Here is a 13151-nt window from a genome sequence, read left to right on the forward strand (position 1 = left end):
CAGCGCAATATCAAAGACAGGTCGCCAACGCCGCCAACCGGCGCTTGGCAACAAAATCGTCCTTCTGCACGTAGTAGTTGAGGACGGTTCCCGACGCATCGCTGGTCACGTCGACAAATGACTCTGCGGAACGGGTGTACACCGTCGAGCCACCCTTCTTGCCCGGTTGCAGATACGCTCCGGCGTCCACGCCAAACACTGCTTCGTCCTGCCAGCCGAACTGTACGCACTGAGCGACAACTTTCTCCGGCTTGTCCGAAGTCAGAACCTTGTACGGGGCTTTGGTGCGAGAATCGTCCATCACCGAACCCGCGCAGCCAGCCAGCACGGTCGCGGCCAGCGCTACCATCAGAATTCGCATTGCATTCGCTCATTCAGAAAAAAGCGGACTGTATCACCGCAACAGGCAAAATCGTTCTGCTTTACTGCATTTATAGCGCGACATGCGGCAGCCGCTCCGGCACCCTAGGGTCATCAGCCTCACAAGGAACACACATGGCGCCCACCGACCAGCGACATGAACAAGCCCTGAAATTGTTTCTCGACGCGCGCCCCGAATTGCGCGAAACCCTCGATCATCTCAATCCGCTGCTGGCCCAGGCCAAGGGTGAAACCGCTGCGCAGTATCGTGAAGAACGCCTGCACGAAGCCTTCGAGGCCGAGGCGGAGAATCAAGGCCTGTTCGCCTGGGAACTGACCTTGCTCCTGACGGCCGCAACGCCCGAGGACTATCAGGCCCAGCGCATGGAGGTGCATCGCGAGGTAGCGGAAATGGCCCACATGCGCTGGGAAGATTACTGCGAATTGTATGGGCTGGAACCGTAACCGCCGCTGAAGGATATCGTCGCCGATGCTGCCCTCCACTTCGACTCACCGCGCCACCTCCGGGCATCTGCATCGGCAGAAATGGCGCGGGCGCATCGGTCTGGCGCTGGTGGCCAGCCTGTCGGTACTCGCCGGCATGACCGATGCAATCGGCTTCATGGCCAGCGGCGATTTCGTTTCGTTCATGAGCGGCAACACCACGCGGCTGGCGGTGGCGATCAGTGACGGCGACCTCGGACTGACCTTGCGCCTGATCATCCTGGTCGTCACCTTCGTGATCGGTAATGCCTTGGGGATCGTGATCGGGCGCCTCGGTGGGCGGCGCACATTGCCCTTGTTGCTGTGCATCGCCACCCTGCTCTGCCTGGCGGCGGCCTGGCCGTATGACACGCAACTGCCGGCGTTGCTGGCGGCGATCATCGCGATGGGCATGCTCAACGCGGCGGTCGAGGAAGTGAACGGCCTGCCAGTGGGCCTGACGTACGTGACCGGAGCGCTGTCACGGTTCGGCCGTGGACTGGGGCGCTGGATGCTCGGCGAGCGGCGTAATGGCTGGCGGGTGCAACTGGTGCCGTGGAGCGGGATGTTCATCGGCGCGATACTCGGCGCAGTGCTGGAACATCATTTCGGACTTCGGGCATTGTTCGCCAGCGGCTTGCTGGCGGCGGTGCTGGGCGTGCTGTCCCTGAGCATTCCGCGGCGTTGGCAACTGGGCTATATGCCGCGCTGAAATACGATCCTGTGGGAGCGGGCTTGCTCGCGAAAGCGGTGCATCAGTCAAAGACTTTTTGAATGACCCAACGCCTTCGCGAGCAAGCCCGCTCCCACAGAGGGCATGCGCCTGACTTCGGTTTCGCGGATGCCGTCATAAAGCTTTATCATGGCCGCAGTTTTGCTGATCGAGTCCGTCATGAAGTTCGCCATCGCGCTGTTTTCCGCCGCCCATGCGCCCTCCTCGCGCCGTGCCCTGCTGTTTGCGCAGGCTGCGCTGGCCGGCGGGCATGAGATTGTCCGGCTGTTTTTTTATCAGGACGGCGTCTACAACGCCTCCGACGCGGTGGTCACCCCGCAGGACGAACTGGACCTGCCCAAACAATGGCGCACGTTCATCAGCGAGCAGCAACTGGACGGTGTGGTGTGTATCGCCGCCGCCCTGCGCCGTGGCGTGCTGAATGACGAAGAAGCCAAACGCTACCAGCGTGATGCCGTCGCGGTCAGCGCGCCGTGGGAATTGTCTGGCCTCGGCCAGTTGCACGACGCGGTGCAGGACGCCGATCGACTGATCTGTTTCGGAGGCGCGTGAAATGGCCAAATCCCTGTTGATCATCAGCCGCCAGTCGCCATGGTCCGGCCCCGGCGCCCGCGAAGCGCTGGACATCGTCCTCGCCGGCGGCGCGTTCGATCTGCCGATCGGCCTGCTGTTTCTCGACGATGGCGTGTTGCAACTGGCCGCCGGGCAGAACGCCAAGGCCCTGCAACAGAAAGACCTCAGTGCCAATCTGCAGGCGCTGCCGATGTTCGGCGTTGAAGAACTGTTCTACTGCACCGACAGCGCCAGCGCCCGTGGCCTGAGCACGCTGTCGCTGGACGAAGCGCAGCCGCTTGGCGCCAGCGAAATCACCGCCCTTATTGACCGTTACGACCAGGTGATCACCCTCTGATGTCGACTTTGCATGTGTTGTCTCATTCCCCGTTCGGCGATGATCGCCTGAGCAGTTGCCTGCGCGTGATCGGCGCTGCCGACGCCTTACTGTTATCCGGTGATGCGGTTTACGCCCTGCAACCGGGCACTGCGCCATTCGCCACGCTGAACGAGCGCCGGGTCAAGCTGTTCGCCCTCGTCGAAGACCTGCAGGCCCGTGCCATCGTTGCTCCCGACTGGGCCGAAGCCATCGATTACCCGGCCTTCGTCGAACTGTCGATCCACCACGACAAGGTCAACAGTTGGCTATGAACTCGATGACTGTCGGCGCCCGCGCCATCGAACTGGACAAGGACGGCTTTCTGGTCGACCTCGGCGACTGGTCCCATGACGTTGCCAGCGCCCTCGCCGCCGCTGAAGACATCGAACTGACCCCCGAACACTGGGAAGTCCTCGAACTGCTACGCAGTTTCTACGCGGAATTCCAGTTGTCGCCAGCCACCCGCCCGCTGATCAAGTACACCGCACTCAAACTCGGCCCGGACAAAGGCAACAGCCTGCACCTGAACCGACTGTTCAAAGGCACCCCTGCCAAACTCGCCGCGAAACTGGCGGGCCTGCCCAAACCGACGAATTGCTTATGACCGACTTTCCAGCGCTGACCCTCGAAACGCCCGCCGAGCACCCGTTCGCACAGTTTGTGCGGATCCTCGGCAAGGGCAAACGCGGCGCCCGCGACCTGACCCGTGAAGAAGCCCGGGAAGCCATGGGCATGGTGCTCGACGACAAAGTCGAAGACACCCAGCTCGGGGCCTTTCTGATGCTGCTACGGCACAAGGAAGAAAGCGCGGAGGAAATGGCCGGTTTCACCGAAGCCTTGCGCGAGCGCCTGTCAGCGCCAACGCTGAATGTCGATCTGGACTGGCCGACCTACGCCGGCAAGAAACGCCATCTGCCGTGGTACCTGCTGTCGGCCAAGTGCCTGGCGCAAAACGGCGTGCGGATTTTCATGCACGGCGGCGGCGCGCACACCGCCGGACGTCTGTACACCGAACAACTGCTTGGCGAGCTGAACATCCCGCTCTGCCGCACCTGGGCGCAGGTCGGCAGCGCGCTGGACCGCGGCGGTCTGGCGTTCATGCCGCTGATCGACTGGGCGCCACAGTTGCAGAAGATGATCGACCTGCGCAACACCATGGGCCTGCGCTCGCCGATTCACTCGCTGGCACGCATCCTCAATCCACTGCGCGCCCGTTGTGGCCTGCAAAGTATTTTCCACCCGGGCTATCAAGCGGTGCATCGCGAGGCCAGCGGTCTGCTCGGCGACACGGCGATCGTGGTCAAGGGCGATGGCGGCGAAATCGAGATCAATCCGGATGCCGACAGTCATCTGTACGGCACGAAGGGCGGCGAGAGCTGGGACGAGGAATGGCCGCAGCTGTCGAGCCAGCGCCACGTCAAACCGGCCTCGCTGGATGTCGAGCATTTGAAAGCGGTGTGGCGCGGCGAGGTGGTCGACAGCTATCCGCAAATGGCCCTGATCTCGACCATGGCCCTGGCCCTGCGCGGCCTCGGTCAAAGCCGCGAGCAAGCGTTCGCAACCGCCGAGCAATACTGGGCGGCGCGCAACAAATCGATTTAACCGATCATAGACGCCCGATCTTTGCGCTTTTTGTTCGAACTCATCGGAATAGACTCGGCTCCAACGCTTATTGAATCAGGAGTCTTGATCATGGGTTTACTCGTCGATGGCCACTGGCAGGACAAGTGGTACGAAAGCAGCAAAGACGGCGCCTTTCAGCGCGAACAGGCGCAACGGCGCAATTGGGTCACCACTGACGGCCAGCCCGGGCCGAGCGGTGAAGGCGGTTTCGCCGCCGAAGCCGGGCGCTATCACCTTTATGTGTCCCTCGCCTGCCCGTGGGCGCACCGTACGCTGATTCTGCGCAAGCTCAAAGGTCTGGAAAGCCTGATCGACGTGTCCGTGGTCAGCTGGCTGATGCTGGAAAACGGCTGGACCTTCGACCAGACCCTTGGCTCGACCGGCGACAAGCTCGACCACTTCGACTTCATGCATCAGCGCTACACCGCCGACACGCCGGACTACACCGGCCGTGTCACTGTGCCGGTGCTGTGGGACAAAAAGCTCAAGCGCATTGTCAGCAATGAGTCGGCGGAAATCATCCGCATGTTCAACAGCGCCTTCGATGACCTGACCGGTAACGAACTGGACTTCTACCCGGCACCGTTACGCGGCGAGATCGATGCACTGAACGAACGGATTTATCCGGCGGTGAACAACGGTGTGTATCGCGCCGGCTTTGCCACCTCGCAACAGGCTTATGAAGAGGCGTTCGATGAGGTGTTTGCCGAGCTGGATCACTTGGAACGGGTGCTGGGCGCCAATCGCTATCTGACGGGTGAATACCTGACCGAGGCCGATGTGCGACTGTTCACCACGCTGATTCGCTTCGATGCGGTGTACCACGGGCACTTCAAGTGCAATCTGCGGCGGATTGCCGATTACCCGAACCTGTCGAACTGGCTGCGTGAGCTGTATCAGTGGCCGGGGATTGGCGAGACGGTGGATTTTCAGCACATCAAAAACCACTACTACGGTAGCCACAAGACCATCAATCCGACGGGGATTGTGCCGAAGGGGCCGGCGCAGGATTTCAGCGGGGCGCATGATCGGGCGCGGCTCAACGGGAAAGGGGTTTGGCGTAGAGGCTGATTGATTCGGTGTTTTTTGAGGGCCTCTTTGCGAGCAAGCCCGCTCCCACACTGGATTTGTGCATGACACAGATCCAATGTGGGAGCGGGCTTGCTCGCGAATGAGGGCAACTCGGTTTTCAGACTTGCGCCTGAGCCCCTTCGAACCACGCCAGTTTCTCGCGCAGCTGCACCACCTCCCCCACGATCACCAGCGTCGGCGCATGCACTTCATGCTCCGCTACCAGACGTGGCAGGTCGGCCAGCGTGCCAGTAAAGACCCGCTGATTGACCGTGGTGCCCTGCTGGATCAACGCCGCCGGGGTATCCGCGCTGCGACCGTGTTTGATCAACTGCTCGCAAATCACCGGCAAGCCCACCAGGCCCATGTAGAACACCAGCGTCTGCGCCGGGGCGACGAGGTCGGCCCACGGCAGATCGGTGGAACCGTCCTTCAGGTGCCCGGTGACGAAGCGCACCGACTGCGCGTAATCGCGGTGGGTCAGCGGAATCCCGGCATACGCCGCGCAACCGCTGGCCGCCGTGATCCCCGGCACCACCTGGAACGGAATCCCGTGGGCCGCCAGCTCTTCGATTTCTTCACCGCCGCGACCGAAGATGAACGGGTCACCGCCCTTCAGGCGCACCACGCGTTTGCCGGCCTTGGCCAGATCCACCAGTTGCTGGTTGATCTGATCCTGCGGCACCGCGTGATCAGAGCGACGCTTGCCGACGTAGACACGCTCGGCATCGCGACGGCACAGCTCAAGAATCGCCGGAGCGACCAAGCGGTCGTACAGCACTACGTCGGCTTGCTGCATCAGACGCAAGGCGCGGAAGGTCAGCAGATCCGGATCACCCGGCCCTGCCCCCACCAGATACACTTCGCCGGTAGTAACAGTCGCTTCGCCATCAATCTTGGCCTGCAACAGCCGCTCGGCCTCAGTGCCCTGCCCGGCCAGTTGCCGGTCGGCAATCGGGCCCTGAAACACGTCTTCCCAGAAACCACGGCGCTGCTGCACATCCGGAAACAGGTTTTTCACCTGATTGCGGAAACGCGCGGCAAGACCGGCCAGTTGGCCGTAGGTCGAAGGAATCCAGGTTTCGATCTTGGCGCGAATCAGCCGCGCCAGCACTGGCGCATCGCCGCCGCTGGACACCGCGATGATCAGCGGCGAGCGGTCAACGATTGCCGGGAAGATCACGCTGCATAGCTGCGGCGCATCGACCACGTTGACCGGCACGCAACGCCGATGGGCATCGCTGGAGACCTGCGCATTCAGCGTTTCATCGTCGGTGGCGGCAATGATCAGCCCGCAACCGTCCAGATCCGCTTCCACGTAACCACGCAGCAGACATTCGCCACCGCTGGCGCTGACCAGTTCGCGCAGTTGCGCTTCGATTTCAGGTGCGACCACCCGCAGCAGCGCACCGGCATCGGCCAACAGGCGGGATTTGCGCAAGGCAATTTCCCCCCCACCGACCACCAACACACGACTGCCGCGCAGGTTGTGAAACAGCGGCAGATATTTCATTTAACCGATGACCTCAAGGCCACCCATGTACGGCTTCAGTACGTCCGGCACGCGGATCGAACCGTCGGCCTGCTGGTAGTTTTCCAGCACCGCCACCAGCGTACGACCGACCGCCAGGCCGGAACCATTCAGGGTGTGTACCAGCTCAGGCTTGCCGGTTTCCGGGTTGCGGAAACGCGCTTGCATGCGGCGGGCCTGGAAGTCGCCGCAGTTGGAGCACGACGAAATTTCGCGGTATTTGTCCTGGCTCGGAATCCACACTTCGAGATCGTAGGTTTTCACGGCGCTGAAGCCCATGTCGCCGGTGCACAGCGCCAGGGTGCGGTAAGGCAGACCCAGCAGTTGCAGGACTTTTTCGGCGTTGGCGGTCAGGCCTTCCAGCGCTTCCATCGAAGTCGACGGCTCGACGATCTGGACCATTTCAACCTTGTCGAACTGGTGCTGACGGATCATGCCGCGAGTGTCACGGCCCGACGCACCGGCTTCGCTGCGGAAGCACGGGGTGTGCGCGACGAACTTGATCGGCAGCAGTTTCGAGTCGACGATTTCACCGGCCACGATGTTGGTCAGGGACACTTCGGCGGTCGGGATCAGGTACAGATCGGCTTCGCCTTCGCGAGCGATCTTGAACAGGTCTTCTTCGAACTTCGGCAACTGGCCAGTGCCCTGCAGCGCCGGGGCCTGAACCAGATAAGGCGTGTAGGCCTCTTCGTAGCCGTGCTCGTTGACGTGCAGGTTGATCATGAACTGCGCCAGGGCACGGTGCAGACGGGCGATCGGGCCGCGCAGCAGAGCGAAACGGGCGCCGGACAGCTTGGCCGCGGTTTCAAAGTCCAGCCAGCCGAACTTCTCGCCCAGTGCAACGTGGTCTTTCACTTCGAAATCGAACTGCGTCGGCGTGCCCCAGCGGCGCACTTCGACGTTGTCGTCTTCGTCTTTGCCGACCGGTACCGATTCGTGCGGCAGGTTGGGGATACCCAGCAGGATCGAGTCCAGCTCGGTCTGGATCGCGTCCAGCTCAACTTTACCGGCACTCAGCTCGCCCGCCATGCGCTCGACATCCGCCATCAGCGGCGCGATGTCTTCGCCGCGCTGCTTGGCCTGACCGATGGATTTGGAACGCGCGTTACGCTCAGCCTGCAGTGCTTCGGTGCGGGTCTGGACGGTCTTGCGCTGTTCTTCCAGCGCTTCGATGCGCGCGGTATCCAGGGCAAAGCCACGGGAAGCCAGGCGGTCCGCTACGTCCTGAAGGTTGCTACGTAACAGTTTGGAATCGAGCATGTCGGTTTCTCGTTATCAAAGTTTGGTCAGGGACAGGCCGGCCCACGTCGCGAGCAGCCCGCCGAATACGCTGATCGCCGCATAGCCCAGGGCCAGCGGCACTTGCCCGCTTTCCAGCAGGCGCACCGTATCCAGTGAAAAGGATGAAAAAGTCGTCAGCCCCCCGAGGAAGCCGACCATCAACCCGGCACGCACCTCGATCGGCACCTCCGGGCGTATCAAAAACAGGCCGTACAACACGCCAATCAGCAGACAGCCCACGATATTAACGGCCAGCGTCGCGGTATAGAAGTGCCGCGGCCAATTGGCGTTGACCCAATTGCCGGTGGCGAAGCGCAACAGGGTGCCGGCAATCCCGCCGACGGAGACCGCAACGATCAATGGAAGCACTATTTTCTCCGCTGTCTTGGGCTTAAACGGTCGAGTTGGGCGAGGTGGTTGAGCTTCTCGCCGATCTTCAATTCCAGGCCACGGGGCACCGGTTGATAGAACGGGATCGGTTCGAGCTCTTCCGGGAAATAATCTTCGCCGGCGGCATAGGCATCCGGTTCATCGTGGGCGTAGCGGTATTCGTCGCCGTAACCCAGTTGCTTCATGAGTTTGGTCGGTGCATTGCGCAAGTGCAGCGGCACTTCCAGCGAACCGTACTCGGCAGCGGCGCGCAGCGCGGTCTTGAAGCCCATGTACACCGCGTTGCTTTTCGGTGCACAGGCCAGATAAGTGATGGCCTGGGCCACCGCCAGCTCGCCTTCGGGGCTGCCAAGACGCTCCTGCACTTCCCACGCCGCCAGGCAGAGGCTCAGGGCGCGCGGGTCGGCGTTGCCAATGTCTTCGCTGGCCATACGCACCACGCGCCGCGCCAGGTACAACGGATCGCAGCCGCCATCGATCATCCGCGCAAACCAGTACAGCGCGCCATCGGGATTGGAACCGCGTACCGATTTGTGCAGCGCGGAGATCTGGTCGTAGAACGCTTCGCCGCCCTTGTCGAAGCGCCGTCGGGTATCGCCGAGCAGGCTTTGCAGCAGCTCGGTGCCCATCTCGCTGTTGTCTTCAGCCAGATCCGAGGCGTTCTCCAGCAGATTGAGCAGGCGCCGGCCATCGCCATCGGCGGCCGACAACAGCATCTGGAAGCCTTCATCGCTGAGGGTCAGGTTACGCTTGCCCAGCCCGCGCTCTTCGGTGAGCGCGCGATGTACCAGTTTGCGCAGCGCGGTCTCGTCGAGGCTTTTCAGCACATAGACGCGGGCCCGCGACAACAGCGCGTTGTTCAATTCAAACGAAGGGTTTTCGGTGGTGGCGCCGATGAAAATCAGCGTGCCGTCTTCGACGTACGGCAGGAACGCATCCTGCTGCGATTTGTTGAAGCGGTGCACTTCATCGACGAACAGAATGGTGCGCTTGCCGTATTGGCCGGCCTGCTGTTTGGCGATTTCAACGGCCTGACGGATCTCCTTGACCCCGGCAAGCACCGCCGAGACCGTTTCGAAATGCGCATCCGAGACTTCCGCGAGCAATCGCGCCAGGGTGGTCTTACCCACGCCCGGCGGCCCCCAGAAGATCATCGAATGCAGGGCACCCTGCTCCAGCGCCTCACGCAGAGGCTTGCCGCGAGCGAGCACGTGCTCCTGACCGACGTACTCATCCAGATTGGTCGCACGCAAACGCGCGGCCAGTGGCTGGGCAATCGGTGCACTGCGAAACAGATCCATCACGTAGCGTTGAAACCTCTATTAGATCTTGAGACCGATCATTTACCCCTGTGGGAGCGGGCTTGCTCGCGAAAGCGGTGTGCCATTCGACATCGATGGCGACTGATCCACCGCCTTCGGGAGCAAGCCCCCTCCCACAAGGTTATGCGTTTATTCCTGAATTACATCGGCACCCTTCGGGATGTCGAACTTGAACTTCGACGCCGACACCGCTTCGTTGGCCTTGACTCCGGTGAACAGGATGTTGGTGCGCTGACCAACGCTGTCGATCAGTTGCATGTCATTGACCAGGCCGTTGCGGAACGACAGACGCAGGCTGTCGAACAGGGTGTCCTTGGTCTTCGGCTTGAGGGTGAAGTCGATCACGCCGCCCGCCTCTTTCGCGCTGATGTCAAAGCTCTGGCTGATCTTCGACACGTCACCGGACAGCAGCAGCGCCGGGGTCTGGGTCAGGCGCTCGTCGAGCTTCTTGATGGTGGCTTGTTCCAGGTCCGGGTCCCACAGGGTGACCTTCTTGCCGTCGGAGACCATGGTCTGCTCGTTTGGCGCTTCGGTGTGCCAGTAGAACAGGCCCGGACGCTGCAGGACCATATCACCGCGAGTTTCCTGCAACTGCGTGCCGCTGCCGTCGAGGGTCAGCTGCGAGAAGTTCGCGGTCAGGGTTTTCGATGTTTCCAGCAATTGGGTCAGACGCGCCACGTCCTTGTCGTCGGCGTGGGCCGTGAACGTGGTCAGCGCCAGTACTGGCAACAGCATGCGGATAAGACGCATGGGAGTCCTCTTGAATACTCGTTGGGAGAGCGGCGGCACATCATTGTCCCGCCTTTTGCTTTTGCAGTCAGTCGCGAACCGGGCCCGGGGCCAGAACTTCACGCGAACCGTTGGTGTTCATTGAGGTGACGACCCCGGCCATTTCCATGGCTTCGATCATGCGCGCAGCGCGGTTGTAACCAATCTTCAGCTTACGCTGTACCGCGGAAATCGACGCCCGGCGGCTTTCCAGGACGAACTGTACGGCTTCGTCATACAGCGCGTCGGCTTCCGGATCGTCACCGTCACCACCACCGCTGCTGCCTTCGAAACCGCTGCCCGCCTCTTCGACACCGTTGAGGATGTCATCGTTGTATTCCGGTGCGCCACGCAGTTTCCAGGCTTCGACCACGCGGTGCACTTCATCGTCGGAAACGAACGCGCCGTGCACCCGGATCGGCAGGCTGGTGCCCGGTGGCATGTAGAGCATGTCACCGTGACCGAGCAGTTGTTCGGCGCCACCCTGGTCGATGATGGTCCGCGAGTCGATCTTGCTCGACACCTGGAACGCCATACGCGTCGGAATGTTGGCCTTGATCAGACCGGTGATCACGTCCACCGAAGGACGCTGGGTCGCGAGGATCAGGTGAATACCGGCGGCACGCGCTTTCTGTGCGATACGCGCAATCAGTTCTTCAACCTTCTTGCCGACGATCATCATCATGTCGGCGAATTCGTCGACCACCACGACGATGGTCGGCAGCTTCTGCAGCAGCGGCGCTTCGTCGTGAATGCTTTCGCGCTTGTACAGCGGATCGCTCAACGGCTCGCCGGCATCCTGCGCTTCCTTGACCTTGGCGTTGAAGCCGGACAGGTTACGCACGCCCATCTTCGCCATCAGCTTGTAGCGACGTTCCATCTCGGCAACGCTCCAGCGCAGGGCGTTGGCCGCGTCCTTCATGTCGGTCACTACCGGGCACAGCAGGTGCGGAATGCCTTCATAGATCGACAGCTCAAGCATTTTCGGGTCGATCATGATCAGTTTGGCGTCGTCCGGGCCGGATTTGAACAGGATCGACAGGATCATCGCGTTCACGCCCACCGACTTACCGGAACCAGTGGTACCGGCGACCAGCAGGTGCGGCATCTTCGCCAGGTCGGTGATGACCGGTTTGCCGCCGATGTCGTGGCCCAGGGCCAGGGTGACCGGCGACTTGAAGTTGTCGTACTCGGGGGTCGACAGCACTTCGGAGAAACGCACGATCTGCCGGTCTTCGTTGGGAATCTCGATACCGACCGTGGTCTTGCCCGGAATCACCTCGACCACCCGCACACTGGTCACGGCCAGCGAACGTGCAAGGTCTTTCGCCAGGTTGGCGATGCGGCTGACTTTGACGCCGGCTGCAGGCTGGATTTCGTAACGGGTAATCACCGGGCCCGGGTGGATCGAGTCCACGGTGACTTCGACGCCGAACTCCTTGAGCTTGATCTCCAGCAAGTGGCCGACCGCTGCCAGGGATTCCGGCGAATAATTGAGTTGTTTCTTTTCCGCAGGATCGAGGATCGAGATCGGCGGCAAGGTGCCTTCCACGGCGCTGTCGACGAACAACGGCACCTGTTTCTCTTTCTGCACACGCTTGCTTGGCTCCGGCGCCTTGGCCGGGGCCGGGGCGATGACCGGCGGTACCTGCTTCTCGCGGTCGGACATGTGCTTGCTCAGGGCCTGCTCGCGCTCGATCAGACGTTCCTTGACCTTGGCCTGTTCACGCTTGTCGGTGACAGTCGGGGCGACCACATCGTGAACGCGATCATCGACTTCACGCAGTTGCGCAACCAGTTGCTTACGCTCGGTTCGGGCCGACCACCAGCGGTTGATCGCGCCCTGAAACAGTTCGAACAGGTCGAGAGTGATCTTGCCGGTGACGTCCATCACCTTGAACCACGACAGGTCGGTGAACACCGTGAGGCCAAACAGGAACAGCGCAATGAACAACAGCGTGCTGCCCTGGATATTCAGGGCATTGCGCGCCAGATCGCCGAGACTTTCGCCCAGCGCCCCGCCCGCGCCCGCCGGCAGGCCGGTGGCCGCATGAAAATGGATATGCGCCAGCGCAGCGCCGGACAGCACCAGAAACACCAGACCGATCAGGCGCCAGGAGAACAGCCAGCCGCTCCACTGCCACGGCTCGTGACGTTGACGGAAGATCTGATAGGCCTTGACCGCCAGCAGCAGCGGGAAGATGTACGCGAAGTAACCCAGCACCATGAACAGGATGTCGGCACTGTAAGAACCGGCGGGGCCGCCGAAATTCTGCACGTCGTCAATCTTGCTGTTGTGACTCCAGCCCGGATCATCCTTGCCGTAGGTCAGCAAGGCCATCATCAGGAACAGGCACAAGGCACCGATGGCGATCAATGCACCTTCCTTGAGCCGGTAGTGCAATTGCTGGCGCCAGAGCGGAACGACTGTTTTTGGTGCTGCGGTGGATTTCTTCAAAACGCTTCTTTTCCTGCGCCCGGGGCGCGTCCATCTATTGAATGTCGATAAAAAACTGCCTAATCCAGGCAGGTAAAAAAGTGAACCGGCGCATCTGAGACTACTTTTAACACTGTGCCGCAGCTTTTATAAACACAGCCATAAACACAGCGCTCTACAAATATTCTGTAACAGCCCGGCATTGTACGGGTTTGTGC

At 61.4% G+C, this 13151-nt stretch carries 15 protein-coding genes; 8 read left to right on the forward strand and 7 right to left on the reverse strand.

Annotation, left to right across the window (positions count from 1 at the left end; genetic code table 11):
- Positions 1–10 precede the first annotated feature (10 nt).
- Entirely contained in the window at positions 11–361 is a 351-nt protein-coding gene (locus tag VLA07_RS21375) for a hypothetical protein (RefSeq protein ID WP_333991227.1), read from the reverse strand.
- Positions 362–495: 134 nt separating this feature from the next.
- Between VLA07_RS21375 and VLA07_RS21380 the strand changes: the two genes are divergently transcribed.
- The 8 genes from VLA07_RS21380 (at position 496) to VLA07_RS21415 (ending at position 5201) form a co-directional block, all read left to right on the forward strand.
- Positions 496–825: a DUF6388 family protein gene (locus VLA07_RS21380; RefSeq protein WP_027614684.1), complete on the forward strand. Its 330-nt coding sequence runs from the start codon at positions 496–498 to the stop codon at positions 823–825.
- A gap of 25 nt (positions 826–850) precedes the next feature.
- Positions 851–1555 carry a YoaK family protein gene (locus VLA07_RS21385; RefSeq protein WP_027614683.1) on the forward strand — a complete coding sequence of 235 codons (705 nt, stop codon included), beginning with the start codon at positions 851–853 and terminating at the stop codon, positions 1553–1555.
- A gap of 180 nt (positions 1556–1735) precedes the next feature.
- A complete protein-coding gene (gene tusD / locus VLA07_RS21390; RefSeq protein ID WP_096795705.1) occupies positions 1736–2128 on the forward strand; it encodes a sulfurtransferase complex subunit TusD in 393 nt (130 codons plus the stop codon).
- Between the two features lies 1 nt (position 2129).
- Positions 2130–2486, forward strand: coding sequence for a sulfurtransferase complex subunit TusC (gene tusC, locus VLA07_RS21395; protein WP_047295096.1), 357 nt, complete (start codon positions 2130–2132; stop codon positions 2484–2486).
- Positions 2486–2779 (forward strand): sulfurtransferase complex subunit TusB, encoded by a 294-nt coding sequence (gene tusB, locus VLA07_RS21400; protein ID WP_333991230.1) that lies wholly within the window; start codon positions 2486–2488, stop codon positions 2777–2779. Before tusC ends, tusB begins: the two co-directional genes overlap by 1 nt.
- Positions 2776–3111: a TusE/DsrC/DsvC family sulfur relay protein gene (locus tag VLA07_RS21405; RefSeq protein ID WP_333991231.1), complete on the forward strand. Its 336-nt coding sequence runs from the start codon at positions 2776–2778 to the stop codon at positions 3109–3111. Before tusB ends, VLA07_RS21405 begins: the two co-directional genes overlap by 4 nt.
- Positions 3108–4109 carry a glycosyl transferase family protein gene (locus VLA07_RS21410; protein WP_333991232.1) on the forward strand — a complete coding sequence of 334 codons (1002 nt, stop codon included), beginning with the start codon at positions 3108–3110 and terminating at the stop codon, positions 4107–4109. Before VLA07_RS21405 ends, VLA07_RS21410 begins: the two co-directional genes overlap by 4 nt.
- Before the next feature lie 90 nt (positions 4110–4199).
- Positions 4200–5201: a glutathione S-transferase family protein gene (locus tag VLA07_RS21415; RefSeq protein WP_247268617.1), complete on the forward strand. Its 1002-nt coding sequence runs from the start codon at positions 4200–4202 to the stop codon at positions 5199–5201.
- A gap of 118 nt (positions 5202–5319) precedes the next feature.
- Here the strand turns inward: VLA07_RS21415 and cysG are convergent, their stop codons facing one another.
- The 6 genes from cysG to VLA07_RS21445 form a co-directional block, all read right to left on the reverse strand.
- Complete coding sequence (gene cysG / locus VLA07_RS21420) at positions 5320–6714, reverse strand: siroheme synthase CysG (protein WP_027614676.1); 1395 nt, start codon at positions 6712–6714, stop codon at positions 5320–5322.
- A complete protein-coding gene (gene serS / locus VLA07_RS21425; protein WP_003223852.1) occupies positions 6715–7995 on the reverse strand; it encodes a serine--tRNA ligase in 1281 nt (426 codons plus the stop codon).
- Between the two features lie 15 nt (positions 7996–8010).
- A complete protein-coding gene (crcB, locus tag VLA07_RS21430; RefSeq protein WP_027614675.1) occupies positions 8011–8385 on the reverse strand; it encodes a fluoride efflux transporter CrcB in 375 nt (124 codons plus the stop codon).
- Positions 8385–9707, reverse strand: a complete 1323-nt coding sequence (locus VLA07_RS21435) for a replication-associated recombination protein A (protein ID WP_003223849.1) — start codon at positions 9705–9707, stop codon at positions 8385–8387. The genes crcB and VLA07_RS21435 overlap by 1 nt, the downstream gene beginning before the upstream one ends.
- A 150-nt stretch (positions 9708–9857) precedes the next feature.
- Complete coding sequence (gene lolA / locus VLA07_RS21440) at positions 9858–10478, reverse strand: outer membrane lipoprotein chaperone LolA (RefSeq protein WP_098968157.1); 621 nt, start codon at positions 10476–10478, stop codon at positions 9858–9860.
- A gap of 67 nt (positions 10479–10545) precedes the next feature.
- A complete protein-coding gene (locus VLA07_RS21445; RefSeq protein WP_095138945.1) occupies positions 10546–12954 on the reverse strand; it encodes a DNA translocase FtsK in 2409 nt (802 codons plus the stop codon).
- Positions 12955–13151 lie beyond the last annotated feature (197 nt).

It is taken from the genome of Pseudomonas sp. S3(2024) (assembly GCF_036861315.1).
Classification (GTDB): Bacteria; Pseudomonadota; Gammaproteobacteria; order Pseudomonadales; family Pseudomonadaceae; genus Aquipseudomonas; species Aquipseudomonas putida_A.

What these genes read in the sequence shown, in the direction of transcription:
- tusB (WP_333991230.1), top strand. Translation starts at nt 2,486, where the DNA reads ATGTCGACTTTGCATGTGTTGTCTCATTCCCCGTTCGGCGATGATCGC.
- VLA07_RS21435 (WP_003223849.1), bottom strand. Translation starts at nt 9,707, where the DNA reads ATGGATCTGTTTCGCAGTGCACCGATTGCCCAGCCACTGGCCGCGCGT.
- tusC (WP_047295096.1), top strand. Translation starts at nt 2,130, where the DNA reads ATGGCCAAATCCCTGTTGATCATCAGCCGCCAGTCGCCATGGTCCGGC.
- VLA07_RS21410 (WP_333991232.1), top strand. Translation starts at nt 3,108, where the DNA reads ATGACCGACTTTCCAGCGCTGACCCTCGAAACGCCCGCCGAGCACCCG.
- lolA (WP_098968157.1), bottom strand. Translation starts at nt 10,478, where the DNA reads ATGCGTCTTATCCGCATGCTGTTGCCAGTACTGGCGCTGACCACGTTC.
- VLA07_RS21405 (WP_333991231.1), top strand. Translation starts at nt 2,776, where the DNA reads ATGAACTCGATGACTGTCGGCGCCCGCGCCATCGAACTGGACAAGGAC.
- VLA07_RS21375 (WP_333991227.1), bottom strand. Translation starts at nt 361, where the DNA reads ATGCGAATTCTGATGGTAGCGCTGGCCGCGACCGTGCTGGCTGGCTGC.
- VLA07_RS21385 (WP_027614683.1), top strand. Translation starts at nt 851, where the DNA reads ATGCTGCCCTCCACTTCGACTCACCGCGCCACCTCCGGGCATCTGCAT.
- tusD (WP_096795705.1), top strand. Translation starts at nt 1,736, where the DNA reads ATGAAGTTCGCCATCGCGCTGTTTTCCGCCGCCCATGCGCCCTCCTCG.
- cysG (WP_027614676.1), bottom strand. Translation starts at nt 6,714, where the DNA reads ATGAAATATCTGCCGCTGTTTCACAACCTGCGCGGCAGTCGTGTGTTG.
- VLA07_RS21380 (WP_027614684.1), top strand. Translation starts at nt 496, where the DNA reads ATGGCGCCCACCGACCAGCGACATGAACAAGCCCTGAAATTGTTTCTC.
- serS (WP_003223852.1), bottom strand. Translation starts at nt 7,995, where the DNA reads ATGCTCGATTCCAAACTGTTACGTAGCAACCTTCAGGACGTAGCGGAC.
- VLA07_RS21415 (WP_247268617.1), top strand. Translation starts at nt 4,200, where the DNA reads ATGGGTTTACTCGTCGATGGCCACTGGCAGGACAAGTGGTACGAAAGC.